Origin of the sequence: Shinella zoogloeoides, assembly GCF_022682305.1 — a bacterium.
Lineage (GTDB): Bacteria > Pseudomonadota > Alphaproteobacteria > Rhizobiales > Rhizobiaceae > Shinella > Shinella zoogloeoides_B.
Window position 1 is genome coordinate 122398 of sequence record NZ_CP093529.1, and the last position, 23156, is coordinate 145553.

The following is a 23156-nucleotide window of genomic DNA, read 5'->3' on the forward strand; positions in this document are numbered from 1 at the left end:
GCGTGTTCCTCGCGTCAGATGGCCCGGCCGCAGAGCGCCCGGAAGAAGGTGAAGATATCCTGGTTCTCTTCGTCGCCGAGCGGTTCCGGCTGGGAGGAGAGCTTGACGATGACCGTCTCGGTGCTGGGATCGACATAGAGCCATTGGCCGTGGATGCCGATAGCACAAAAGGCGTGGTCTGCTTCGCCGGACTGGTACCACTGGCTGCGGTAGCGCCCGTTCGGCAGATCGACATTGCGGCCCTCCCGCCAGGCCTCCCGGTCGCCGTTCTCCTGCATGTCGCGGATCCAGCCTTCCGGAACGACCTGCCGGCCGGCCCGGACGCCATGGTTGCGCAGCAGTTCCCCGAGGCGGGCGAGGTCGCGCGCCGTCATGGAGACGCCGCCGGCGGTGCGCGGCGTGCCGATTGCATCGACCGTGACCTCGGCATTGCCCTTCGCGCCCATCGGCTTCCAGAGAAGGTCGGATGCAAGGTCGGCAAAGCGTGCGCCGGTGGCGCGCTCGATGACAACGCCGAGAAGGTCGGCATTGGGCGAGGCATAGTAGAACGGCCCGCCATGCGGCCGCTCGGCCTTCTGGAGCGTGAGGAGGAAGGCGGCGAGCGTTTCCGGCTCGGCGTCCTTCATCGGCGGGTTCCACAGCATTGCGCGGCGATAGCGGGCGAAGGCGCCGTAGGGATCGAGATAGGCTTCCTCGAAATCGAGGCTGACGCGCATGTCGAGCACGTCGCGATAGGTGCAGTCGCCGTAGACGCTGCCCCTGGCTTCCGGCAGGTAGTCCGTCACCGGTCGATCCGGGTCAAGAAGGCCCTCCGCCTCCAGGATGCCGGAGACGACCGCCGTCAGCGACTTGGAGATCGAGAAGACGAGATGCGGTGCGTTCGGATCGGCGTGCGGGGCGTAGTGCTCCGCGACGATCTCGCCCCGCCGCATCATGACGAAGGCGTCGGTATGGGCGAAGTCGAGGAAGGCGCGGGCGGTCGGCGCGCCCACAAGGCCGGTCTCCATCGCCGCATCGAGGAAGGCGGCGCTTTCGAGCGGCGTTTCGGCCGTCACGACCTCGGCGGCGATCACGGCGGTCGGCACGAGATCGCGCACGTTCTGGAAGGTCCAGCGGCTATAGGGGGCGGTGCGCCAGTTGGCGAGGGTGACGTCGGCGCGGGCGAAGCCGTGCCTGTCCTTGAAGGTCCTGATCATGGAAAATCCGGCCGAAGCGCGGGAAGGCAGGGAGCCTTCCCGCGTCGGGCCGTCCTCATTTTGTGGCGGTGCCGCTTACTTCTGCAACTCGGTCCAGATCTTGGTGTAGAGTTGCTGCGTTTCCGGCTCGCAGCTCAGCAGGAATTCGCCGGCCTTGGCGAATTCCTCCGGGATGACGAGTTCCGGCGCCGACTGCATCTCGGGCGGCAGGAATTTTTCCGAACCCTTGATGCCGTTGGAATATTTCGCGAAGGCGGAGATCATCGCGGCGTTTTCCGGGTCCATGATGAAGTTCATGAACAGCTTGGCGTTGTCGGTGTTCTTGGCATCCTTGAGGATCGCGACGCTATCCATGAAGATGGGGAAGCCTTCCTTCGGATGGCCGAACTTGATGTCCGCGTTCTTCAGGCGCGAGCGCATGATGGCGCCGTTCCAGTAGTAGACGGCCGAGTAGTCGCCGGCGGGGAACTTCTCCGTCACGGAGTAGTCCATGGCGAGCCATTTCGCCTTGGCTTCGACCAGCTTGTCGCGCACCTTGCGCAGCACGTCCTTGTCCATCGTGCACCATTCGCCGCCGAAATACCGGATGGTGGCGAAGAGGACGTCGTTCATTTCCGGCGCGACGTTGATCTTGCCGACCAGCTCTTCCGGCGGGTCGAGGAAGATGGCGGAGGTGTTGATGTCGCCCTTGTAGACGGAGGTGTTGACGCCGATGCCGGTCAGGCCCCAGAGCCACGGAACGCTGTAGTGGCGGCCCGGATCCCACGGCACGTCCACCCAGCGCTCGTCGACATTCTTGAAGTTCTCGAGCTGGTCCGGCCGCGATTCCTGCAGCAGGCCTTCCTTGACCCAGATCTGGAGGTAGTTGGCCGAGGGCACGACGATGTCGAAGCCGTGGCCGCCGGCGCGGACCTTGGCGAGCGCCGTGTCGTTGGAATCGTAGTCGGTGATCGTGACCTTGACGTCGAATTCCTTCTCGAACTTCTTGATGAGTTCCGGGCTGGTATAGTCACCCCAGTTGTAGATGTTGAGCTCGCCGGCCGCGGAGGCGGCGCTCGCAAGGGCCAATACGCCGGCCGCGGCCATCGCCGTCGTGGTCATCCATTTCATTTTCATTCTCTGTTCCTCTCTGTGGTGGTCACTGTTTTTTTCTATTGATGAAGAAGAAGATCACGACCAGCGCGGTGGACAGCGCCAGGAAGACGGTCGCGATCGCGTTGATCTCGGGCGACGTCTCGCGCCGGAGCTGGCCGAGCATGTAGGTCGGCAGCGTGTCCTGCCCGCCGGATTTCACGAATTCCGTGATGACGACGTCGTCCAGCGAGATGACGAAGGCCAGCATGAAGCCGGCGATGATCGCCGGGCGCAGCAGCGGCAGGGTGACATAGCGGAACGTCTGCCAGGACGATGCGTAGAGGTCGGCCGCCGCCCGTTCCAGCGTCAGGTCCATGCTTTCGAGGCGGGCGCGGATCGGCAGGTAGGCGAAGGGGATGCAGAAGGCCGTATGGGCGGCGATCAGGTAGCCGAGGCCCGAATAGCCGGTCCAGACCTTGATGCGCGAGAAGACGATCAGCAGCGCCACGGCCGTCACGATTTCCGGCACCATGAGCGGCTGGTTGATGAGCGCGTATTTGAAGGTCAGGCCGCGATAGGGTTTCGTGCGCGTCGTCGCAAGCGCGGCCATCGTGGCGGCGATCGAGGCGATGAGCGCCGCCCAGGTCGCGATGACCAGCGAGCGGATCGCCGCGTCCTGAACGGCCGCGTTCTGCCAGGCCGCCGCGAACCAGCGGGTGGAGAAGCCGTCCCAGCGCGACAGCGATTCCGCCCCGTTGAACGAGTAGATGACCAGCGCGGCGATCGGCAGGTAGAGCGCGAAGAAGGTGAAGAGCGTGATCAGCCCGAAGCCGGGCTGGGCGCGGATGTCGAAGCGCGATCTACGCATGGCCGGCACCTCCGCGCGAGGCGTTTTTCACGTAGAAGATCAGCGCGATCATCACCAGCGCCATCAGGGTGATGGACATGGCCGCGCCGAGCGGCCAGTTGCGGCCCGAGCCGAATTGCATCTCGATCAGGTTGCCGAGCATCATGTTCTTGCCGCCGCCGAGCACGCGCGGGATGACATAGGCGCCGAGCGAGGGGATGAAGACGAGGATGGAGCCGGCGATGAGGCCCGGCTTCACCAGCGGAATGACGATGCGCCGCAGGACCTGGAAGCGTGTCGCATAGAGGTCGTACCCCGCCTCCACGAGCCGGAAGTCGAGTTTCTCGATCGAGGCATAGAGCGGCAGCACCATGAGCGGCAGGTAGACATAGGTCATGCCGAGCAGGTTGGCGGTGTCCGTATACATGATCTGCAACGGCTGCTTGATGATGCCGAGCCAGAGCAGGGCATTGTTCAGGAGGCCCTCGTTGCGAATGACCTGCTGCATCGCGAAGGCGCGGATGAGAAGGTTGGTCCAGAACGGGATGGTGACGAGGAAGACCCAGATTTCACGCGTGTGCGGCGGGCGGGTCGCGATGAAATAGGCGGTGGGGAAGCCGAGGATCAGGGTGAAGAGCGTCGTGAAGAAGGAAAGCTGGAGCGAGCGCCAGATGATGGAGAGATGCGCGTCGGCAAGTCCCAGCGTATCGTCGAAGATGTCGCGCTGGAAGAGGACCGAAGTCCAGCCGTCGAGCGAGAATTCCCCGAACTTCACGTCGCCATAGTCGCCCTTCGCCATGAAGGAATAGAACAGCATGACGAAGAGCGGCCCGACGGCCGCGCAGAAGATGATGAGCAGGGCCGGCGCGCTAAGCAGCCAGCGGGAGCGGATATCCTTTTTCTCGGCCGCGATGGCGGCTTCCTGTGCGCCGCTCATCGTCAATCCCTCAATATCTGGGCGACGTCGTCGCTGAAGGTGATTCCGATCGGGTCGTCCTTGGCGAAGCCGCAATGGCCGCTGCGGGCGTTCTGCTGGCGCACGGTGAAGGCCGTGCCGTCATCGAGGCGGACGTGGAAATGGGTATCGGTGCCGAGATAGACGATCTCGTGAACGGTGCCGCGCAGGAGCGAGGCGGGCGAGGGCGCGCCGGCCTGGGCATGCTCGGGACGGACCACGATGGTGACCTTGCCGCTCGGCGTGATGTCGGCCGGGAAGGTTGCCGGGATTTCCGCGCCGGAGGAGAGGCGCACGCGCGCGCTGTTGCCGGAGACGGAGACCACCTCGGCCTCCAGGAAATTCGTCTCGCCGATGAAGTCGGCGACGAAGCGCTCGGCCGGACGGTCGTAGATATCCCAGGGCGATCCGACCTGCCGCACGGTGCCCGTCGACATGACGGCGATGCGGTCGGACATGGTGAGCGCCTCTTCCTGGTCGTGGGTGACGAAGACGAAGGTGATGCCGGTTTCGAGCTGAAGGCGCTTCAGTTCCATCTGCATGGACTTGCGCAGCTTCAGGTCTAGGGCGGAAAGTGGCTCGTCGAGCAGCAGCACCTTCGGGCGGGGCGCGAGCGCGCGGGCGAGCGCCACGCGCTGCTGCTGGCCGCCGGAAAGTTGCGTCACCGGATTGTCGCCGCGTCCTTCGAGATGCACGAGCTTCAGCATGTCCCGGATGACGCCGTCGATCTCCGCCTTCGGCTTGCCGAGCATCTTGAGGCCGAAGCCGATATTCTCGGCGACCGTCAGGTGCGGGAAGAGCGCGTAGTTCTGGAAGACGGTGTTGACCGGGCGCTGGTTCGGCAGGAGGCGGGAAATGTCCGTGCCGTCGAGCAGCACCTGCCCCTCGGTCGGCAGCTCGAAGCCGGCGATCATCCGCAGGAGCGTGGTCTTGCCGCAGCCCGAGGGGCCGAGAAGGGTGAAGAACTCGTTCGGGCGGATATCCAGCGTCACATCGTTGACGGCCTGGAAATGGCCGAACCATTTCTGGATGCCATGCATGCCGATGGCGCCGCCATGGGCCGCGGTCGTGCGGGTCTCAGTCATCGGTTCCCCGTTTTTCGGCCGGCGTCCGGGCTTGTCCCACCCATGCCTCCGGCTGTTCCTGCCCGGCCGTCGATCACGGCTCTTATGGGATAGGCTTGTCTTGCTTATGCTTGCAGCAAATCATAATTTGATCAAATCTGTAAAGGGCGATTTTAGGCTTTGCCGATTTATCCGTCCTGCGTGCAAAGCCCTCGGAATTCAGCCCTGGGGCGGTGCGCCGGCGCGGGTCGCGCCTGCAGAAAGGAGGGTTTCAGCATGCTGGTCGCAACCGGCCGGGAGACATCCGAATCCGTCAAGCAGTGGGTCTACCGCGTGCTGCGGCGGGGTATCATGGCGGGCGGGTTCGAACCCGGCGAACCCGTCACCATCAACGGCCTTGCCGAAACGCTCGGCGTCAGCGCCATGCCGGTGCGCGAGGCCCTGCACCGGCTGGTCTCCGAGGGTGCGCTCGAGCTTCTGGACAACCGCCGCGTCCGCGTGCCGGACCTCGACGCCGAGGGTTTCGAGGAGGTGCTGGAGGCGCGTGTCGCGCTGGAGACCCGCGCCGCCGAACGCGCCTTGCCCTTCATCGACGACCTTTACCTCGCCCGGCTGCGCGTCCTCGACGGGCTGGCGGACCAGGCGCTCGCCGCGCGTGATTTCGGGCGGCTGGTGGAGGCGAATTTCGATTTCCACCGCTGTCTCTACACGGCGCGGCCGGACATGGTGACGCTGCCGCTCATCGAATCCCTCTGGCTGCGCCTCGGCCCCTTCATGCGCCGGGCCGGCGAGACCCTGTCGCAGACCTATCAGGTCGACCGCCACGCTGAGGCACTGGCCGCTATCGTCGCTCGGGACGCGGAAGCCCTGAAAGCCGCCATCGCCGCCGACATTTGCGACGGTACGGGGCATCTCGGCCGCGGCCATTTCGAACGTGTCGCGGCGCTCGGAAGGGTCGGCTGAACGGTCCGCCGCCCGATACCCCGCATTCCCCTCCGGGATGCAAAGAATTTTTATGGATCTTGCAGACAGGAGCAGCCGCTTTCTTACGAAACCGGCGGGCGGCGGGCATCATTCGGACTATGCCCGTTCACAAAGGAAGGTCCGCCATGCGCTCCATCGATATCCCCGTCGACACGCTCATCCTGCCGGGCCTCAACGGCTCCTCCGAGGCCCACTGGCAGCGTTACTGGGCGCGTGACAACCCGGAGAGCCGGGTGGTGGAGCAGCATGACTGGGCCTGCCCGCAGCGCGAGAGCTGGCTTGCCGAACTGGAGCGCCAGATCGGGATGATCGGCCGGGATGTCTGGCTTGTCGGCCACAGCCTCGGCTGCGTTCTGGCGGCGCGCTTTGCCGAAAGCCGGCTTGCCGGGCGCGTTCGCGGCGCGCTGCTCGTCGCGCCCTGCGATCTCGACGCGACGGAGAGCCTGCATCCCTGCATCGTCAGGTTCGGCGCGATGCCGCGCCGCCGCCTGCCGTTCCCTTCCCTTGTCGTCGGCAGCCTCAACGATCCCTATATGCCCGTCGACCGGTTGCGCCGCACGGCGGCGGCCTGGGGAAGCGACCTTTTCGATATCGGCGAGGCGGGACACATCAATGTCGCGAGCGGCTTCGGCCGCTGGGCGGCCGGCTACGATTTCCTCGATCTGCTGAAGGAGCGCTCGGCGCTGGGCGCGGCGGGGAATGGCAGGCTGTTCAGCGCGGCCATCGCCGGTGGCGGCCTTTCCCTCAACTGAGGTCAGAGACCGGCTGCCTTGGTGAGGTTGACGCGAAAGCGGTCGCGCCGGCGCTGGTAGCGGCGGGTCATCTCCGCCGAGGCATGGCCGAGCTGTTTCTGGACATGCCGTTCGTCGATCTCGGCGGAGGAGGCAAGGCCGGCGCGCAGGGAGTGGCCGGCGAATTTCAGCGCCCGCTCCGCCTCGGGAAGATCGCCGCGCACGCCGGCGGCGAGCGCCGTCTTCTTGACCAGGCGCGCCACCTCCTGGTCGTTGAGGCGGTTCGGGCCGACCGCCTTGCCCTTGCCGGTCACGCGGCGGAAGAGCGGGCCTCCGGCGATCCTCGCGAACCGGATCCAGGTTTCGAGCGCGGCGACGGGACAGGTGGTTTCGGTGGAACCCCGGCCGATTTCCACCTCGCGCCAGCCGGTTTTCCCGCGCAGCGTCAGGAGTGCGCCCTTGTCGAAGATCTCGACCCAGCCACGGCCGTCCTCCGTCTGGTCGCGCCCGAGGTCGAGGCCGGTGATTTCCGAGCGGCGCAGGCCGCCGGCAAAGCCGAGCAGCAGCATGGCGCGGTCGCGCAGGCCGCGCAGCGAGCCGCGGTCGAGCGTTTCCAGCATGGCGATCAGGTCTTCGGGAAGGATGGCTTCCTTCTGCCGGGGCGGGGCTGCATGCCGGTTGCGGATGCCGGCAAGGACGGTGGCGATGTGGCGGTCGCCGCGATCGAGGGAGAGGCCGCGCTGGGCGCAGTTCCAGCCTATGGCCGAAAGGCGCCGTTCGATGGTCGAGACGGTGTTGGCCTTGCCGCCGCGCCCGGCGGCGCCGGAGGCGCAGGCCGTGATGTAAAGGCCGACGACCTGCGGATCGGGCGGAAGCGGGGAAAGGTTCTGCCGGCGGCACCAGGCGGAGAAATGCTTCCAGTCCGAGGCGTAGGCCTTGCGCGTATTGGCGGAACTGGCCGCCTCGACATAGCCGCGGGCGCGCTCGGTGAGGTCCCGCAGACGCGCGGGAAGGGGCGCATCCTGCGCCGTCATCTCCTGGGGGCGCTTTTCGGGACTGTCGTCGGTGATTCTGGCCATGTCTCCATATAGAGCCACAACCGGCGGCAAGGCGAGAGGCGCGGCCTATTCCATGCTCACCGGCGGCTCGTCCCGGACGCTGCCGCGCAGCGGCCTTTCAGGCATCATGTGGAAGAGGACGAGCGACAGCGCCATGGAACTGGCGCAGGCGACGAAGATGTAGGTGAAGGCCGTCGCCGGCAGGCTGCCCGTCTCGCTCGCCTGCACGGTCTCGCCGACGAGCGGCAGGCCGTTGCCGAGCGCGATGGCGCCGAGGATCGCCACGCCGAGGGCACCGCCGAGGGAGCGCAGGAAGGTCAGCACGCCGGTCGCCACGCCGAGATGCGCCTGATCGACGGCGTTCTGCACGGAGACCGTGGTGACCGGGAAGGTCATGCCCGTGCCGAAGCCCACGCAGAAGATCAGCAGTTCGAAGGTGGGCAGCGAGGTTCGTCCGGCGAAGAAGGCGAGGATGGAGAGGCACAGGACGCTGAACAGCGCGCCGGCAAGGGCGATCCATTTGTAGTGGACGGCCTTCGGGATCGTCCGGCCGCTCGCCACCGCACCGAACACGGTACCCATCAGGATGCCGACCATGGTGAAGCCCGCGTCGGCGGCGGACAGGCCGTGGAACGATTGCACATAGAGCGGGATATAGACGGACAGGCCGACATTGGCCGCCTGTACGAGGAAGATCGCCAGCGTTCCGCAGCGCACGACCGGATCGGCGAGGACTTCCAGCGAGATGAGCGGCTCGGCCGCGCGCCGCAGCCTGAAGGCGAAGGCGGCCCACAGGAGGGCCGACAGGGCCAGAAGGCCGAGGATGGCGAGGGAAAGCCAGGCATAGCGGCTGCCGCCCCAGTTGAGCGCGAGCAGCAGGACCGAGGTCGCCGCGACGAGCAGCGCGGCCCCGGCCGCATCGATGCTGTGCGCGCGGCTGGGCAACGGCAGCTTCTTTAGCGGCCGGTTGATGATCGCCACCACGATGAAGCCGAGCGGGATATTGATCCAGAAGATCAGCGACCAGTGGAGATGTTCGGCGAAGGCGCCGCCGAGCAGCGGGCCGGCGATGCTCGCCACGGCCCAGGTCCCGGAGATCCAGGCCGCGTAGCGGGCGCGCTCGCGCGGGGGCACGAGGTCGCCGATGACCGTCTGCGTCAGCGCGAACAGCCCGCCGCCGCCGAGCCCCTGTACGAGGCGGCCGGCGATCAGCGTCGGCATGTTGGGGGCGAGCGCGTTGATCAGCGAGCCGACGAGGAAGATCGCGATGGCGGCGAAGATCGTCCGCCGCCGCCCGTGGATGTCCGATAGCTTGCCGTAGAGCGGCGCCATGGCGGTCGCGGTCAGCAGATAGCCCGTCACGATCCACGGCAGGTAGTCCGCATGGCCGAGCGCATGGCCGATCGTCGGCATGGCGGGGGCGACGATGGTCTGGTCGAGGGCCGCCAGCAGCATGGACAGGAGCACGCCGGCGATGATGACGTTCTTCTCGCGCTCCGACAGGACAGGGGGCGCTACTGCTGCCGTGCCGTTCGGGTGATGGGCATCATTCATTCATAAAATCCGATGATCTCGCCTGCCTTGGCGGCGGCTCCGTTCCGTCGGAACCCGTCAAACACCTTCTCGGCCGCGAAGTCCACCCAATAGAGCGGTCCCGTCACCTGGCGAGCCGCGCGAAGACGGCGTGCTGCGCATCGAAGGCGCGCCTGTAGGCGGGACGGGCCTCGGCGCGGGCGATATAGGGCCGAAGGTTCGCATAAGCGTCCAGAAGGTCCGTCCGCTCCAGCCGGCGCAGCACCGTCACCATCATGAGGTCGCCCGCGCTGAAGGCGCCGTCGGGCCATTCGGCATCGCCGAGCCGATGGGAAAGCGCCTGCAGCCGGGCATGGACGCGGCCGTCGAGCATCGGCATGCGCTCCCTGTGCCAGGGCTTGTCTCCTTCAGCATAACCGGCCGCCTCGCGCTCGATGATCGGCGGCTCCACGGTGTTGAGCGCGGCGAACATCCAGGCGACGGCGCGCGCCCGGGCATGCGCGTCCCCGGGCAGCAGGCCCGGATGGCGCTCGGCGATATGGAGGACGATGGCGCCGGTCTCGAACAGGGCGAGGCCGTCCTCCTCATAGGTCGGTATCTGCCCGAAGGGCTGGAGGGCGATATGGGCCGGCTCCTTCATCGCCGCGAAGGAGAGGAGGCGGACGTCGTAGGGCTGGCCCACTTCCTCCAGCGCCCAGCGCACCCGCATGTCGCGCGCCTGCCCCCTGCCGCGGTCGGGCGAGCTTTCGAAGGCTGTGATGGTGACGGTCATTGTCGGCTCCGTGGTTGTCTTCCTGAAAGACGGCCGGCATGGCGCGGCGCCGACACCCTACCCGAAACAAGACGCGGCGCCCCGATGTTCCGGGACGCCGCGCCGTCGTCAGTCATGCTGGCAAATGCGGATTACCAGGAGGGGATTAGCGCGCCCTTGAACTCCTCGTTGATGAAGGCCTTGATGCTGTCGTCGTGATAGGCCTCGACGAGCGTCTTTACCCAGGGGGCGTCCTTGTCGGCGCTGCGCACGACGATCAGGTTGGCATAGGGCGATTCGGCGCCTTCGATGGCGATGGCGTCGGACTTCGGGTGAAGGCCGGCTTCCAGCGCATAGTTGGTGTTGATGACGGCCGCGTCGACGTCGTCGAGCGAGCGCGGAAGCTGGGCGGCGTCGAGTTCGGCGAAGGTGATGTTCTTCGGGTTTTCCGTCACGTCGGCCGGGCCGGCCTTGAGGCCTGCTTCCGGGTTGACCTTGATGAGGCCTTCCTTGGCGAGGACGAGAAGCGCGCGGCCGCCGTTGGTCGGGTCGTTCGGAATGGCGACGGTCGCGCCTTCGGCCAGCTCGCCGAGGTTCTTCACCTTCTTGGAATAGACGCCCATCGGGGTGGTGATCGTCTTGCCGACGCTGACGAGGTCGAAGCCGCGATCGGCGATCTGGTTGTCGAGATAGGGCTGGTGCTGGAAGGAATTGGCGTTGAGGTCGCCATCGGCCAGCGCCTGGTTCGGCACGACGTAATCCGAGAATTCGAGGATCTCGATGTTAAGGCCCTTCTGGGCGGCGACGTCCTTGACCTTTTCCATGATCTGCGCGTGCTCGCCCGGCGTGACGCCGATCTTGATGTCTTCGGCGAGCGCAGTGCCGCTGACGAGGGCGGCGAGGGCCGCGGTGACGAGGAATTTCATCATGTGTATCTCCTTCATGATGCTGCTTGGGAGGCGTGAAATCAGGTTTTGCGGTTGCGCTTGTCGAAGCGGCGGGCGAGCGCGTCGCCCGCGCTCTGCACGAGCTGGACGAGGACGATCAGCACCACGACCACCGCCAGCATGACCTCGGGCATGAAGCGCTGGTAGCCGTAGCGGATGCCGAGGTCGCCGAGACCGCCGCCGCCGACCGCCCCGACCATGGCCGAATAGCCGATCAGGCTGACGATGGTCATGGTGAAGGCGAGAAGGATCGCCGGCCGTGCCTCGGCGAGGAGCACCTTCAGGACGATCTGCATCGGCGTCGCGCCCATGGCGCGGGCCGCCTCGATCAGACCCTTGTCCACGTCGCGGATCGCCGCTTCCACGAGGCGCGCGAAGAACGGGACGGTGGCGATGGTGAGCGGCACGATGGCTGCCGTCGTGCCGATGGACGTGCCCGTCAGAAGGCGCGTGAAGGGGATGATGGCGACGACGAGGATGATGAAAGGCGTGGAGCGCGCCGCGTTGACGACGAGACCGATCGCGGAATTGAGCGCCGGGGCCGGGAACAGCTCGCCCCGCGCGCTGGTAGCGAGGAAGACGCCGATGGGCAGGCCGATCAGCGAGCCGACGAGACCCGAGACGGCGACCATGTGCAGCGTCTGCAGCAGCGATTTCCAGAGAATGTCGAAGAGCATGTCAGGCGACATAGCCGAGCACCTCCGTGGCAAGGCCGGTTTCGGCATAGAAGCGGTCGGCGCGTTCGAGGACGTCGGGTGTCGCGGGATAGGCGACGACGAGCGTGCCGAAGGGTTCCCCGGCGATCTCCTCGATGGCCCCTGCGAGGATGTTGACGTCTCCGCCGATCTCCGTGACCAGCCGCGCCGTCAGCGGCTGGAAGGCCGTCGCGCCGAAGAAGGTGAGGCGCACGAGGATGCGGTCGCCGGTGGACGGTGCGGCCTTGACGCCGGAGCGCAGCCATTCCGGCAGGCCGATGCCGAGCGTCGAGGAGAGGAGGATGCGCGTCGTCTCGTGCTGCGGCGCGGTGAAGATGTCGAAGGTGCGGCCCTGCTCGACGATCCGGCCCTTGTCGATGACCGCGACATGCGAGGCGATGGTCTTCACTACCTCCATCTCGTGGGTGATCAGGAGCACCGTCAGGCCGAGATCGGCGTTGATCTGCTTGAGGAGCGCGAGGATCGACTGGGTGGTTTCCGGGTCGAGCGCGGAGGTCGCCTCGTCGGAGAGCAGGAGCTTGGGCGAGGTGGCGAGCGCGCGGGCGATGCCGACGCGCTGCTTCTGGCCGCCGGAAAGTTCGGACGGGTAGCGTTCCGCCTTGTCGCCGAGACCAACGAGATCGAGCAGCGGGCCGACCTTGGCCCTGATCGCGGCGCGGTCCAGTCCGGCGATTTCGAGCGGCAGGGCGATATTGTCGAAGGCGGTGCGCGAGGAGAGTAGGTTGAAGTGCTGGAAGATCATGCCGACTTCGCGGCGAAGGCCGCGCAGGGCCGCATCGTTCAGCCCGCCGACCTCGGTTCCGTCCACCACCACCTCGCCCGCCGTCGCCTTCTCGAGGCCGTTGACGAGGCGGATGAGCGTGGACTTGCCCGCGCCGGACCGTCCGATGATGCCGGTGATGGCGCCGCGGCCGACGGCCATGTCGACGCCGTCGAGCGCGATGAAGGCGTTGGCGTCGTCGCCGAAGCGCTTGGTCACGCCCTTGAAGAGCACCATGGGCGCTGTCTGCCCGGGCGGGGCGGCGGGGGATGCCGCGGTGGGAAATGTCATTGTCTGCTCACGTTTTCAGTCCGGTCGTCCGTGCCAGATAGCATCGCCGCTCCGCCATGCGAAGACGCCAAGCCCCCGATGGAGGGCGACCCACCGTCACAGGTGGGTTCCGACCGGACCACGGATGCCCCGCCCGGCGCGGATTTGACAGGAATAGCATTCCAAAGATTCGCCCATCCACGGAATATCGCGGCGGTCAGGCGCGGTTCCGCTTTGCGAGCTGATGCTCCCGCCAGATGGTGAAGAGGCCCGCGCCGACGACGATGACGGCGCCGACCACCATGTTGGGAGTGATGATCTCGCCGAAGAGGCTGACGGCGAGGATGACGTTGAGGACGAGCTGGAAATAGGTGACCGGCTGGACCTCGGCGGCCGGCAGCAGCCCGTAGGCGCGGATGAGGAAATAGTGGCTGAGCGTGCCGCAAACGCAGAGCGCAGCGAGGGCGAACCAGTCCGCCCCCTGCACCTCGGTCCAGTGGAACGGGCCGATCAGCGAGATCGCGACAGCGCCGGCGACGCCCGCGTAGAACAGGCTCGTCACGGCTGAATCCTCCCGGCTGACCGCGCGCGTGGCGATGCTGTAGAGGGCGAACAGCACGGAGGCGCCGAGCGGCAGGAGCAGCGACATGTCGAAATGGATGTCGACCGGGTTGATGATCACCAGAACGCCGACCAGGCCGACAAGCACGGCCGCGCCCCGCCGCCAGCCGACCGTCTCGCCGAGCAGCGGGATCGACAGGACGGTGATGATCAGCGGCGTCGCCTGGAAGATCGACTGGCTCATGGCGAGGCCGGCATGGACGTAGGAATAGACGATGACGACGATCTCGGCGACCAGCAGCAGGCCGCGCACGATCTGCAGCCAGGGACGCCGCGTCGTGACCGCGCCGCGCACCCCGCCCGGCGAGGAGGCGGCGAAGCAGAACACGAAGACCGCGAAGGCCCAGAACCGGATCATCGTGATGAAAAGCGGCGGATAGCGGTCGCCGAGATATTTGGTAATGGCGTCCTGGCCCGCGAAGATGCAGATCGCGAGGAAGGCAAAGAGGTAGCCGCGGGTCTTGGAGGTCATCGGACAATCAACATGGAATCGGTGCCCCCTGATAGCACGGCGCGTCGGTCTTATGGGCGTGTAGCGTTCGTTCGTTGCAAGAATTTGTTCTTGCAAGACGGGGCGGGAGAATTTCCTCTCTGTGCTTGCGGTCGATTCGCCGCCAATATCCGATGCAAAGGCAGGAGAGACAGATGCTGAGCGCGACCCCAACCCGGCGAACCTTCTTGCAGGCGGGGGCGGCGCTGCTGGCCTCCACGGCCCTGCCGACACTCGGCCTTGCACAGGATGCCCCATCCGGCGGACGGCTGATCGTGGCGGCCGATTCTGAGCCGAAGAACCTCAACCCGGCCATCGTCGCCTCCAACGGCGTGTTCTTCGTGGCGAGCAAGGTGGTGGAGCCGCTGGCCGAGGCCTCCTTCGACGGCAAGGATGGGCTGGCGCCGCGTCTCGCCACCGCCTGGGAAGGCTCGCAGGACGGGCTTTCGGTGACGTTCCATTTGCGCGAGGGCGTGACCTGGCACGACGGCAAGCCCTTCACCTCCGCCGATGTCGCCTTCTCGGCGCTCAACATCTGGAAGCCTCTGCAGAATCTCGGCCGCGTCGTCTTCGCCAATCTGGAGACCGTCGAGACGCCCGACGATGCGACCGCGATCTTCCGCTTCTCCAGGCCCACACCGCTGCAACTCATCCGCAACGCGCTTCCCGTCGTCAGCAGCGTCGTGCCGAAACATCTCTACGAGGGCACGGACATCGCCGCCAACCCGGCGAATATCCAGCTCGTCGGTACCGGCCCCTTCCGTTTCGCCGAATACAAGCCCGGCGAATATTATCGCCTGACCCGCAACGAGGCCTATTGGGACAAAAGCCAGCCGAAGCTCGACGAGATCATCTTCCGCGTGCTGCCGGACCGCGCCGGCGCGGGCGCCGCGCTGGAGGCCGAGGAGATCCAGCTTGCCGCCTTCTCCGCCGTTCCGCTCACCGATCTCGACCGCATCTCCAAGGTGCCGGGCATCGAGGTGATCACCAAGGGCTACGAGGCACTGACCTACCAGCTCGTCGTGGAGATCAACCATCGCCGCAAGGAGCTGGCCGACCTCAAGGTGCGGCAGGCCATCGCCCATGCCATCGACAAGAAATTCGTGGTGGACACGATCTTCCTCGGCTATGCCACGGCCTCCACCGGCCCGGTGCCCAGGAACGCGCCGCAATTCTACGATGCTGACGTGCCCGCCTACGATTTCGACGTCGCCAGGGCCAATGCGCTTCTCGACGAGGCCGGCTATGCCAGGGGCGCGGACGGCAAGCGCTTTGCGCTGAAGCTGCGCCCCGCGCCCTATTTCAACGAGACGCGCCAGTTCGGCGATTACCTGCGGCAGGCGCTCGCCGCGGTCGGCATCGACGCGGAACTGGTCAACGCCGATTCCGCCGCGCACCAGAAGGCGGTCTATACCGATCACGACTTCGACCTCGCCGTCGCCCCGCCGGTCTTCCGCGGCGATCCGGCGATCTCCACGACCATCCTCGTGCAATCCGGCATTCCCGCCGGCGTCAGTTTCTCAAACCAGGGCGGCTATGCCAATGCGGAACTCGACGCGGTGATCACCAGGGCGGCGGAGACGGTGGACGAGGCCGCCCGGACGGAGCTTTACCGGCAGTTCCAGAAGCTGGTCGTCTCCGACCTGCCGCTGATCAACGTCGCCGAATGGGGGTTCATCACGGTCGCGCGCGACACGGTGCAGAACGTCGCCAGCAATCCGCGCTGGGCGGTCTCCAACTGGGCGGATACTGCGCTGCAATCGTGATAGGGTCCGCTCAACGGGAGAATATCGTCAGGTCAGGCGCAGCGTGAACCGAACCCTTCGATTGCTGAGACGCCGCGTGTTCGGCAGCATTCCCGTGCTGCTGATCGTCGTCGTGCTGACATTCTTGCTGCTGGAGGCGGCGGCGGGCGATGCCGTCGATGCCTATCTCCTTTCGATCGGTGGGGGAGATGCGACCATCGCGCAGTCGTTGCGCGTCTCCTACGGCCTCGACCAGTCCATGGCGGCGCGGCTCTGGCTCTACCTCACCTCGCTCGCCCGGCTCGACCTCGGCTGGTCCGTCGCCTTCGACCGGCCGGTGCGCGACCTCATCCTCGAACGCCTGCCCAACACGCTCCTGCTGATGGGCAGCGCCACGGCGCTCTCCTTCGCCATCGGCTCGGCGCTCGGCATCGTCGCCGGGGCAAAGCCCGGCAGCGGGCGCGACCGGGTCCTCTCGACGCTCTCGCTCGTCCTCTACGCCATCCCCGGCTTCTGGCTTGGCCTCGTCCTCAGCATCGTCTTTGCCGTGCAGCTGCGCTGGCTGCCCACCTCCGGCATCGAGACCATCGCCTCCGGGCGCACCGGCCTTTCGCGCGCCGCCGATATCGCCGCCCATCTGGCGCTGCCGGTCGCGACGCTGACGCTGGCCTACACGGCGCTCTTCCTGCGCGTCATGCGGGCCGGGATGGCGGAGGTCTGGGGGCTGGATTTCGTCCTCTTCGCCCGCTCCAAGGGCCTGTCGCGGGCGCGGATCGTGCTCCGGCATGTCGCGCGCAATGCGCTCCTGCCGCTCGTCACCATGCTTGGGCTGCAATCGGCCGCCATGCTCGGCGGCAGCGTCGTCATCGAGAGCATCTTCGCCATTCCCGGCTTCGGGCGGCTGGCGCAGGAGGCGGTGAGCGGGCGCGATACGGCGCTGCTCACCGGCATCATCGTCGTGAGCGCCGTGCTGGTCGTCCTCGTCAATCTGGCGATCGATATCGCCTATGCCGCGCTCGACCCGCGCGTCGGAGCCTCGGAGCGTGGCGCATGAGGCTGCTGCGCAACCTTCTGCGGACGCCTGAGGGCGCGACAGGGCTTTGCCTTCTCGTCGTGCTCGCGCTCGTCGCGCTTCTCGCGCCGGTTCTGTCGCCGGGCGATCCCTTGCGTATCGCCGGCCGCGCGCTGACCGCGCCCTTCACCGATCCGGCCTTCCCGCTCGGCACGGACCGGCTGGGGCGCGATGTTCTGGCGGGCATCGTGCACGGCGCGCGCACCTCGCTTCTCGTCGGGCTGGCGGCGGCGTGCGCCGCCCTTGCCATCGGCCTTTGCGTCGGGCTGGCGGCGGGCTTTGCCGGCGGCATCCTCGACGAGGCGCTGATGCGGGTGGTCGATGCCTTCCAGATCGTGCCGAGCTTCCTTCTGGCGCTCGCCTTCGTCAGCGTCATCGGCGCGTCCGTGCCGGTCGTGGTGCTGGCCATCGCGCTCGGCGCCTGGGCCGATCCGGCGCGGCTGACGCGGGCCGAAGTGCTGTCCGTGCGCGAGCGCGACTATGTCGCCTCGGCGCGCGTCGCCGGCATGCATCCCGTGGAGATCGCCCTGCGGGAAATCCTGCCGAACGTGCTGCCGCCGGTTCTGGCGCTCTCGGCCATCATCGTCGCCGCCGCGATCCTGACGGAAGCGGCGCTCTCCTTCCTCGGCCTCGGCGATCCGAACATCGTCACCTGGGGATCGATGATCGCCGAGGGGCGGAACGTCCTGCGCTCCTCGCCCTTCCTGTCGATTTTCCCCGGCATCGCGCTGGTGGCGACGGTCGTCGGCGTCTATCTCCTGAGCGAGGGGCTGGGCAAGGCGCTCGCCCATCGGGGAGGGGCGGCATGACGGCGCTTTGCGAAATCCGCCAGCTTGCCGTCACCTATCGCGGCCAGCCAGCCTCTGCTCTGAGGGATATCGATCTCGATATCCGCACCGGCGAGCGGCTGGCGATCATCGGCGAAAGCGGCTCCGGCAAGAGCACCTTCGCGCGGGCGCTCGCCGGCCTTTTGCCGGATGGCGCGCGCGTTGCGGGAAGCCTGCGCTGGGCGGCTGGGCATATTCCGCGCGCCGGCCGCGATATCGGCTTCGTCTTCCAGGACCCGTCCGCCAGCCTCAATCCGGTTCTGACTATCGGTGAACAGGTCGCCGAAGGCGCGCGCCGCCACCTCGGGTTTTCGCGCTGGCAAGCTGAGGCCCATGCGCTAGAGATGCTGGTGCGCGTGCACATTCCCGATCCCGAAAGGACCCTCCGCGCCTTCCCTCATCAACTCTCTGGCGGCCAGCGCCAGCGTGTGGCGATTGCGGCGGCGCTGGCGGCGAAGCCCGGCCTGCTGATCGCCGACGAGCCGACCAGCGCGCTCGACATGGTGGTGCAGGCGGAGATCGTCGCGCTGCTCGACGAACTCGTGCGTGAGGGCGGTATGACGCTGGTCTTCGTCACCCACGATATCGCGCTCGCCTCCGGCTTTGCCGACCGGGCGGCGATCTTCCATGACGGGCAGCTTGTCGAAACCGGCGCGACGGCCGAGGTTCTCGCCGCACCGCAGGCGGCCTATACCGCCGCGCTGATCGCCAGCCACCGCGACCTTGCGACACCGCCGCTGATCCGGGAGGCGGGCCGATGACGCTGCTCGATATCCGGGATCTTCGCAAGCGCTACGCATCGGGCGGCCGCGACGTTGCCGCGCTCGACGGCGTGTCGCTGACCCTTGCGGCGGGGGAGACCCTCGGCCTTGCCGGCGCGTCCGGCAGCGGAAAATCGACGCTGGCGCGCGTCCTCACGCGCCTCGTCCCGGCCGATGGCGGTACGATACATTTCGGCGGCGAGGACTGGCTTGCGCTTTCCGGCGGCGAACTGCGCCGGCGACGGGCGAAGATGCAGATGGTGTTCCAGGACGTGCTCGGCGCGTTCAATCCCCGCGCCACCGTCGCTGCCGTGATCGAGGACCCGCTGCGCATCCACGGCACAGTTCCGAAGGCCGGGCGGGAGCGGGAGGTTGCGGCGCTGCTCGACCGCGTCGGCTTGCCGGCGTCCTATGCCGCGCGCTCGATCCGCGACGTGTCGGGCGGCCAGCGCCAGCGCATCGCCATTGCCCGGGCCATTGCCGCGCGGCCCGCCATGATCGTGCTCGACGAGGCGGTTTCCGCCCTCGACGTCTCGCTGCGGGAAAGGATCCTCGAACTCCTCGTCGCCCTGCAGGCCGAGCGCGGCATCGCCTATCTGTTCATCTCCCACGACCTTGCCGTGCTCGCCGCGGTCTCCCACCGCATCGCCATCATGGATGGAGGCAGGATCGTGGGGACCGGACCGGCGGCCGCGGTGACCGGTGCGCCGCAATCGCAAGCTGCCCGCGCGCTCGTGCGCGCGGTGCCGCGCCTTATTATCCGACAGGAAGACCGCAATGCCGTTTGACCACTGGAATGCCCTGAACGACGCTCCCGTCTTCCCGCCCGAGCGCTTCGGCCTCGTCGCCGATAGGCTCGGCAGGATCCTGAAAACCCGGAACGATATCCTGCTGTTCCAGGCGGAGGCTGTCGTGGCGCTGGAGGCGGCAACAGCGAGCCTTGCCCGCCCGGGCCTGAAGGCGATCAACATCGTCACCAGTCCTTTCGGCGCATGGTTCGGCGGCTGGCTGCGGCGGGGCGGCGCGGAGGTGGTGACGCTTTCCGCCGAGCCGGCCCGCTCGATCGACGCCAAGGCCGTGACGGCCGCCTTCGATGCGCATCCGGAAACGAAAGTCGTCATCTTCTGCCATGCGGAATCGGCGAACGGCGTGCTCAACCCGCTGGAGGAGATTGTCGTCGCCGCGCGTGCGCGGGGCATCGTGACGGTGGTGGATGCCGTCGCATCCGTCGGCGGCCATGCGCTGGATGTCGATGCGCTCGGCGTCGATATCGCCGTGATCGGGCCGCAGAAGTCGCTGGCCGGGCCGGCCGGCGTTTCGGCCCTCTCGGTCAGTCCGGCCGCATGGAGACTGATAACGGCCGAAGGCGGACCGCAGGATTCGACGCTGTCGCTGCTCGATCGCAAGGCTTGGCTCGATGCCGGCCGCGGCGCGCTGCCCGGCACCTCCGCCGCACTGGAATTCTTCGCGCTGGAAGCTGCGCTCGACCGTTTCGAGGCGGAAGGCCCGGACGCCGTTCTCGTGCGCCATGCCCAAGCGGCAAAGGCCGCGCGCGAGGGGCTAATCGCGCTCGGGGCGCAGCCTTGGGCCGCGCCCGGCCGCGCGTCGCATCTCGTCACGACGGCAAGGTTGCCCGACGGCGTGGATGCGGAGGCCTTCCTTGCCGCCGCCGCCCATCTCGACACGGATATGTCGCCGGGTGTCGGCCCCGGCGCTGAAAACCTCGTGCGGCTCAACCACACCGGCAGGCGCGCCTGTTTCGAGGCGGTGCTCGGCAATGTCGCGGCCTATGGTATCGCCCTTCGCAAGCTCGGCCTCGAGGCGGATATCGCCACGGCCGCCGCGGCCGTCGCCGCGCATTATGCGGATTGAGAAAAGCGGTGGTGCAAAGCCGCCGCGGCTTCCTGTTCGCCGCCGATCCCCGCGCGGGCTAGGCGGGCGCGGTCGTTGCCGTTAAAAGCATTTCCATCGCAAGGGAGGCGGGGATGTCGTTTTTCGAGGCCGAAGAGGCCGTCTTTTCCAGTTTCGTGCTGGGCAACGCGCCGCTCAAGAAGCTTGCCGGCGGGTTCGACTGGGCCGAGGGTCCGATCTGGTTCGGCGATCACGATTGCCTTCTGTTCTCCGACATTCCCAACAACCGCATGCTGCGCTGGAGCGCCACGCTCGGCATCACGACATTCCGCGAGCCGTCGAATTTTTCCAACGGCAACACGCGCGACCGGGAAGGCCGCCTCGTGACCTGCGAACACGGCACGCGCCGCGTCACGCGTACGGAGCACGATGGCGCCATCACCGTGATCGCTGACCGTTACGAGGGCAAGCCGCTGAACTCGCCCAACGACGTCGTCGTCGCCTCGGACGGTGCGATCTGGTTCACCGATCCGCACTACGGCATCGCTTCGGATTATGAGGGCACGCGCAGCGAGCAGGCGCTGCCCTGCAATGTCTACCGCGTCGATCCGCATTCGGGCCATGTCCGCGCCATGCTGACCGATTTCAACTGCCCGAACGGCCTTGCCTTCAGCCCGGATGAAACGCGCCTCTACGTCGCCGATACCGGGCGCATTCACACGGACGATCCGCGCCACATCCGCGCCTTCGACGTGGCGGCCAACGGGAGCCTGACGGGCGGCGACGTTTTCCATGCCATTTCGCCCGGTTGCGCGGACGGCATGCGCGTGGACGAGAACGGCAATCTCTGGTCCTCGGCGGGCGACGGCGTGCATTGCATCGCCCCTGATGGCCGGCGGCTCGGGAAAATCCTCGTGCCGGAGACGGTTTCGAACGTCTGCTTCGGCGGCCGGAACGGCCATCGCCTCTTCATCACCGCCACGACATCGCTCTATGCCGTGTCGCTCGCCGTGCGCGGCGCGCGACGGCCCTGAAGCAATGGCGGCGCGGAAGGGCAGATTCCGCTATCGCTCCCGGGTGCTTCCCGCCTATAATGCCCGCGGAGCGGAATGGGAGGCCCGATGGCGGTGGATGTTCGGACATCGAAGGAGATGAGCGGGGCGGCGGCGCCGAAGGCGTTGCGCGTCGGTTTCATCCTGTCGAAGAGTTTCACCCTCTCCGCCTTCGCGCTGTTCGTGGATACGCTGCGGCTTGCCAGCGACAGCGAGGACCGCTCCCGCCGCGTCAACTGCGACTGGGACGTCATCAGCAGCACGCGCAACTTCATCTCCTCCTCGAGCGGCATCCAGGTCGCGCCGACCGCGCCCTTCGCCGATCCCTCCAGTTTCGACTACATCGCCGTCGTCGGCGGCCTCCTGAACGTGGAGGAGCCGATCGACAGCTACGCGAGGACCTATCTGCGCAAGGCGGCCGATGCGGGCGTCGGGCTGATCGGTCTCTGTACGGGCAGCTTCATCCTTGCCGAGGCGGGGCTGCTCAAGGGGCATACGGCCTGCGTGAGCTGGCTGCACCACCGCGATTTCCGCGCCCGCTATCCCGATATCGAGGCGACGTCGGAGCAGATCTTCCGCTTCGACGGCAAGGTCGCCACCTGCGCCGGCGGCAGCAGCGTCGCCGACCTTGCGGCGACCCTGGTGCGCCACCATGTCGGCGAAGCGGCCGAGCGCAATGCGCTGGAAATCCTCCAGATCCGCCACCGACGCGACGCTACCGACGTCCAGCCGCGCAATCCGCTGGGCCTCGAAGCGCGCGACCGCCGTGTGCATCTCGCCATCATGATGATGGAGCAGCACACGGAAGACCTGCTCTCCATCGACAGCATCGCCACGATGACGAACGTCTCCCGCCGCCAGCTCGAACGCCTGTTCGAGAGCGACATGGGCGCCTCGCCGAGCGCGATCTACATGAAGATCCGCATGGCTGCCGCGTTGACCATGGTGATGCGCACCAACAAGCCGCTGATCGAGATCGCGCTTGAGACCGGCTTCGAGAGCCTGTCGCATTTCACCCGGCGCTTCCGCGCCGCCTTCGGCGATACGCCTTCGCAGATCCGCCGCGACGGCCGCCGCCAGGCAAGCTGACGGCAATTCTCCCTGCGACTTGGAACCAAGCCGCCCGCCATCCGTTCGTTCCTCATCGCTGACAAGGAGACCGCAATGGCAAGCAACGACGTTCAATCCCAGATTTCCGCTCTCCGCGACGAGATCGCCGCCCTTCAGAAGGACCTCGGCGAGCGGGGTGCCGAAGCCTATGAGACGATGCGCGAGCGCGCTGGCAATGCGATGGACGCTGCCCGCCCCGCCGTTCGCTCGGCCACGAAATATGTCCGCAATGAAGGCGCGGCCGTGGCGCAGGCTGCCCGGGAGCATCCCGCCGCCCTTTCGGGCGTGGTGCTGACGGCCGGGATCGCCGGCATGGTCGTCGGCTATCTGCTCGGCTCCCTGGAAAGCGAGCCGCCCCGCCGCCAACGCTGGTTCTGAGGACAATAAAAAGCCCGGCCATGCCGGGCTTTTTCATAAGCGCAAGGCGCTTTCTCACCGGTGGCGCAGGCCGAAGAGGTAGCCGATGAAGGCCGCGCCGGCCAGGGCCGCGAGCGGATTGGCCTGGATCGTGCGGCGGGCTTCCTCGCGCAGCGACTCCGCCTTGGCGACCGCGATCTGCCCGGTGCCTTCGGCGATCAGCCCCGCGGATTCCTTCATCCGGCCGATCTCAGCCTTCAGCGCCTCGATCTGCTCGTTGATCGTGGCCTCCGCTTCTGCGGCCTTCGCCTCTTGCGAAATGCTGTCGCGCCCCTCAACGACGCCAAGCGTGCGTTTGCCGGTGCTCTTTTCGTCAGCCATGGA

The 23156-nt window shown here is 67.0% G+C and carries 24 protein-coding genes; 11 read left to right on the forward strand and 13 right to left on the reverse strand.

Translation table 11 applies throughout. The annotated features are described in order from the left end of the window. Positions 1–14 precede the first annotated feature (14 nt). The 5 genes from MOE34_RS22030 to MOE34_RS22050 all read right to left on the reverse strand — a co-directional run bounded on the left by MOE34_RS22030 (position 15) and on the right by MOE34_RS22050 (position 5112). Complete coding sequence (locus MOE34_RS22030; protein WP_242224754.1) at positions 15–1196, reverse strand: serine hydrolase domain-containing protein; 1182 nt, start codon at positions 1194–1196, stop codon at positions 15–17. A 75-nt stretch (positions 1197–1271) separates the two neighbouring features. Continuing rightward, complete coding sequence (locus MOE34_RS22035) at positions 1272–2306, reverse strand: extracellular solute-binding protein (protein ID WP_242224905.1); 1035 nt, start codon at positions 2304–2306, stop codon at positions 1272–1274. Positions 2307–2334: 28 nt separating this feature from the next. Continuing rightward, positions 2335–3138 (reverse strand): ABC transporter permease, encoded by an 804-nt coding sequence (locus tag MOE34_RS22040; protein ID WP_242224755.1) that lies wholly within the window; start codon positions 3136–3138, stop codon positions 2335–2337. Continuing rightward, positions 3131–4054, reverse strand: a complete 924-nt coding sequence (locus MOE34_RS22045; protein WP_242224756.1) for an ABC transporter permease — start codon at positions 4052–4054, stop codon at positions 3131–3133. The genes MOE34_RS22040 and MOE34_RS22045 overlap by 8 nt, the downstream gene beginning before the upstream one ends. Positions 4055–4056: 2 nt before the next feature. Beyond that, a complete protein-coding gene (locus MOE34_RS22050) occupies positions 4057–5112 on the reverse strand; it encodes an ABC transporter ATP-binding protein (protein WP_242224907.1) in 1056 nt (351 codons plus the stop codon). Positions 5113–5412: 300 nt separating this feature from the next. On the opposite strand from MOE34_RS22050, the gene MOE34_RS22055 reads away from it, so the two are divergent. Together MOE34_RS22055 and MOE34_RS22060 are read left to right on the forward strand one after the other, a co-directional pair. Next, on the forward strand, positions 5413–6099 hold the full coding sequence (locus tag MOE34_RS22055) for a GntR family transcriptional regulator (protein WP_242224757.1): 687 nt from the start codon (positions 5413–5415) through the stop codon (positions 6097–6099). 146 nt (positions 6100–6245) lie between these two features. After that, complete coding sequence (locus tag MOE34_RS22060) at positions 6246–6872, forward strand: RBBP9/YdeN family alpha/beta hydrolase (protein WP_242224758.1); 627 nt, start codon at positions 6246–6248, stop codon at positions 6870–6872. A 2-nt stretch (positions 6873–6874) separates the two neighbouring features. On the opposite strand, the gene MOE34_RS22065 is transcribed toward MOE34_RS22060, so the two are convergent. The 7 genes from MOE34_RS22065 to MOE34_RS22095 form a co-directional block, all read right to left on the reverse strand. Further along, positions 6875–7885, reverse strand: coding sequence for a tyrosine-type recombinase/integrase (locus tag MOE34_RS22065; RefSeq protein WP_242224910.1), 1011 nt, complete (start codon positions 7883–7885; stop codon positions 6875–6877). A 90-nt stretch (positions 7886–7975) separates the two neighbouring features. Next, the gene (locus MOE34_RS22070) at positions 7976–9463 is read right to left on the reverse strand and encodes an MDR family MFS transporter (protein ID WP_242224759.1); all 1488 of its coding nucleotides are present in this window, start codon (positions 9461–9463) and stop codon (positions 7976–7978) included. A gap of 103 nt (positions 9464–9566) precedes the next feature. Further along, positions 9567–10214, reverse strand: coding sequence for a glutathione S-transferase family protein (locus MOE34_RS22075; RefSeq protein ID WP_242224761.1), 648 nt, complete (start codon positions 10212–10214; stop codon positions 9567–9569). A 131-nt stretch (positions 10215–10345) separates the two neighbouring features. Continuing rightward, the gene (locus tag MOE34_RS22080) at positions 10346–11122 is read right to left on the reverse strand and encodes a MetQ/NlpA family ABC transporter substrate-binding protein (RefSeq protein ID WP_242224763.1); all 777 of its coding nucleotides are present in this window, start codon (positions 11120–11122) and stop codon (positions 10346–10348) included. A 38-nt stretch (positions 11123–11160) separates the two neighbouring features. Continuing rightward, entirely contained in the window at positions 11161–11829 is a 669-nt protein-coding gene (locus tag MOE34_RS22085; RefSeq protein ID WP_242224764.1) for a methionine ABC transporter permease, read from the reverse strand. Beyond that, positions 11819–12853 carry a methionine ABC transporter ATP-binding protein gene (locus MOE34_RS22090; RefSeq protein ID WP_242224912.1) on the reverse strand — a complete coding sequence of 345 codons (1035 nt, stop codon included), beginning with the start codon at positions 12851–12853 and terminating at the stop codon, positions 11819–11821. Before MOE34_RS22090 ends, MOE34_RS22085 begins: the two co-directional genes overlap by 11 nt. Before the next feature lie 250 nt (positions 12854–13103). Further along, a complete protein-coding gene (locus MOE34_RS22095) occupies positions 13104–13979 on the reverse strand; it encodes a DMT family transporter (RefSeq protein ID WP_242224766.1) in 876 nt (291 codons plus the stop codon). Between the two features lie 173 nt (positions 13980–14152). Here MOE34_RS22095 and MOE34_RS22100 point away from each other — a divergent pair, with 173 nt between their 5' ends. From MOE34_RS22100 to MOE34_RS22140, 9 genes are all read left to right on the forward strand, one after another. After that, complete coding sequence (locus MOE34_RS22100; protein ID WP_242224768.1) at positions 14153–15763, forward strand: ABC transporter substrate-binding protein; 1611 nt, start codon at positions 14153–14155, stop codon at positions 15761–15763. A gap of 43 nt (positions 15764–15806) precedes the next feature. Continuing rightward, positions 15807–16796 carry an ABC transporter permease gene (locus MOE34_RS22105; RefSeq protein ID WP_242224770.1) on the forward strand — a complete coding sequence of 330 codons (990 nt, stop codon included), beginning with the start codon at positions 15807–15809 and terminating at the stop codon, positions 16794–16796. Beyond that, complete coding sequence (locus tag MOE34_RS22110) at positions 16793–17623, forward strand: ABC transporter permease (RefSeq protein ID WP_242224772.1); 831 nt, start codon at positions 16793–16795, stop codon at positions 17621–17623. The genes MOE34_RS22105 and MOE34_RS22110 overlap by 4 nt, the downstream gene beginning before the upstream one ends. Further along, the gene (locus MOE34_RS22115) at positions 17620–18402 is read left to right on the forward strand and encodes an ABC transporter ATP-binding protein (RefSeq protein ID WP_242224775.1); all 783 of its coding nucleotides are present in this window, start codon (positions 17620–17622) and stop codon (positions 18400–18402) included. The genes MOE34_RS22110 and MOE34_RS22115 overlap by 4 nt, the downstream gene beginning before the upstream one ends. After that, positions 18399–19190 carry an ABC transporter ATP-binding protein gene (locus tag MOE34_RS22120; RefSeq protein WP_242224778.1) on the forward strand — a complete coding sequence of 264 codons (792 nt, stop codon included), beginning with the start codon at positions 18399–18401 and terminating at the stop codon, positions 19188–19190. Before MOE34_RS22115 ends, MOE34_RS22120 begins: the two co-directional genes overlap by 4 nt. After that, entirely contained in the window at positions 19180–20274 is a 1095-nt protein-coding gene (locus MOE34_RS22125) for a pyridoxal-phosphate-dependent aminotransferase family protein (RefSeq protein WP_242224780.1), read from the forward strand. Before MOE34_RS22120 ends, MOE34_RS22125 begins: the two co-directional genes overlap by 11 nt. Positions 20275–20387: 113 nt before the next feature. Next, positions 20388–21287 carry an SMP-30/gluconolactonase/LRE family protein gene (locus tag MOE34_RS22130; RefSeq protein WP_242224783.1) on the forward strand — a complete coding sequence of 300 codons (900 nt, stop codon included), beginning with the start codon at positions 20388–20390 and terminating at the stop codon, positions 21285–21287. 87 nt (positions 21288–21374) lie between these two features. Continuing rightward, positions 21375–22394, forward strand: a complete 1020-nt coding sequence (locus tag MOE34_RS22135) for a GlxA family transcriptional regulator (protein ID WP_242224785.1) — start codon at positions 21375–21377, stop codon at positions 22392–22394. A gap of 75 nt (positions 22395–22469) precedes the next feature. Beyond that, positions 22470–22793: a hypothetical protein gene (locus tag MOE34_RS22140; RefSeq protein ID WP_242224787.1), complete on the forward strand. Its 324-nt coding sequence runs from the start codon at positions 22470–22472 to the stop codon at positions 22791–22793. A gap of 54 nt (positions 22794–22847) precedes the next feature. Here MOE34_RS22140 and MOE34_RS22145 read toward each other — a convergent pair whose 3' ends face one another. After that, positions 22848–23153 carry a hypothetical protein gene (locus MOE34_RS22145; RefSeq protein ID WP_242224789.1) on the reverse strand — a complete coding sequence of 102 codons (306 nt, stop codon included), beginning with the start codon at positions 23151–23153 and terminating at the stop codon, positions 22848–22850. Between the last annotated feature and the right edge of the window lie 3 nt (positions 23154–23156).

Bases quoted from the DNA above. Each gene is read 5' to 3' on its own strand.
- MOE34_RS22030 (WP_242224754.1), bottom strand. From the start codon at position 1,196: ATGATCAGGACCTTCAAGGACAGGCACGGCTTCGCCCGCGCCGACGTC.
- MOE34_RS22035 (WP_242224905.1), bottom strand. From the start codon at position 2,306: ATGAAATGGATGACCACGACGGCGATGGCCGCGGCCGGCGTATTGGCC.
- MOE34_RS22040 (WP_242224755.1), bottom strand. From the start codon at position 3,138: ATGCGTAGATCGCGCTTCGACATCCGCGCCCAGCCCGGCTTCGGGCTG.
- MOE34_RS22045 (WP_242224756.1), bottom strand. From the start codon at position 4,054: ATGAGCGGCGCACAGGAAGCCGCCATCGCGGCCGAGAAAAAGGATATC.
- MOE34_RS22050 (WP_242224907.1), bottom strand. From the start codon at position 5,112: ATGCATGGCATCCAGAAATGGTTCGGCCATTTCCAGGCCGTCAACGAT.
- MOE34_RS22055 (WP_242224757.1), top strand. From the start codon at position 5,413: ATGCTGGTCGCAACCGGCCGGGAGACATCCGAATCCGTCAAGCAGTGG.
- MOE34_RS22060 (WP_242224758.1), top strand. From the start codon at position 6,246: ATGCGCTCCATCGATATCCCCGTCGACACGCTCATCCTGCCGGGCCTC.
- MOE34_RS22065 (WP_242224910.1), bottom strand. From the start codon at position 7,885: ATGACGGCGCAGGATGCGCCCCTTCCCGCGCGTCTGCGGGACCTCACC.
- MOE34_RS22070 (WP_242224759.1), bottom strand. From the start codon at position 9,463: ATGAATGATGCCCATCACCCGAACGGCACGGCAGCAGTAGCGCCCCCT.
- MOE34_RS22075 (WP_242224761.1), bottom strand. From the start codon at position 10,214: ATGACCGTCACCATCACAGCCTTCGAAAGCTCGCCCGACCGCGGCAGG.
- MOE34_RS22080 (WP_242224763.1), bottom strand. From the start codon at position 11,122: ATGATGAAATTCCTCGTCACCGCGGCCCTCGCCGCCCTCGTCAGCGGC.
- MOE34_RS22085 (WP_242224764.1), bottom strand. From the start codon at position 11,829: ATGTCGCCTGACATGCTCTTCGACATTCTCTGGAAATCGCTGCTGCAG.
- MOE34_RS22090 (WP_242224912.1), bottom strand. From the start codon at position 12,853: ATGGTGCTCTTCAAGGGCGTGACCAAGCGCTTCGGCGACGACGCCAAC.
- MOE34_RS22095 (WP_242224766.1), bottom strand. From the start codon at position 13,979: ATGACCTCCAAGACCCGCGGCTACCTCTTTGCCTTCCTCGCGATCTGC.
- MOE34_RS22100 (WP_242224768.1), top strand. From the start codon at position 14,153: ATGCTGAGCGCGACCCCAACCCGGCGAACCTTCTTGCAGGCGGGGGCG.
- MOE34_RS22110 (WP_242224772.1), top strand. From the start codon at position 16,793: ATGAGGCTGCTGCGCAACCTTCTGCGGACGCCTGAGGGCGCGACAGGG.
- MOE34_RS22115 (WP_242224775.1), top strand. From the start codon at position 17,620: ATGACGGCGCTTTGCGAAATCCGCCAGCTTGCCGTCACCTATCGCGGC.
- MOE34_RS22120 (WP_242224778.1), top strand. From the start codon at position 18,399: ATGACGCTGCTCGATATCCGGGATCTTCGCAAGCGCTACGCATCGGGC.
- MOE34_RS22125 (WP_242224780.1), top strand. From the start codon at position 19,180: ATGCCGTTTGACCACTGGAATGCCCTGAACGACGCTCCCGTCTTCCCG.
- MOE34_RS22130 (WP_242224783.1), top strand. From the start codon at position 20,388: ATGTCGTTTTTCGAGGCCGAAGAGGCCGTCTTTTCCAGTTTCGTGCTG.
- MOE34_RS22135 (WP_242224785.1), top strand. From the start codon at position 21,375: ATGGCGGTGGATGTTCGGACATCGAAGGAGATGAGCGGGGCGGCGGCG.
- MOE34_RS22140 (WP_242224787.1), top strand. From the start codon at position 22,470: ATGGCAAGCAACGACGTTCAATCCCAGATTTCCGCTCTCCGCGACGAG.
- MOE34_RS22145 (WP_242224789.1), bottom strand. From the start codon at position 23,153: ATGGCTGACGAAAAGAGCACCGGCAAACGCACGCTTGGCGTCGTTGAG.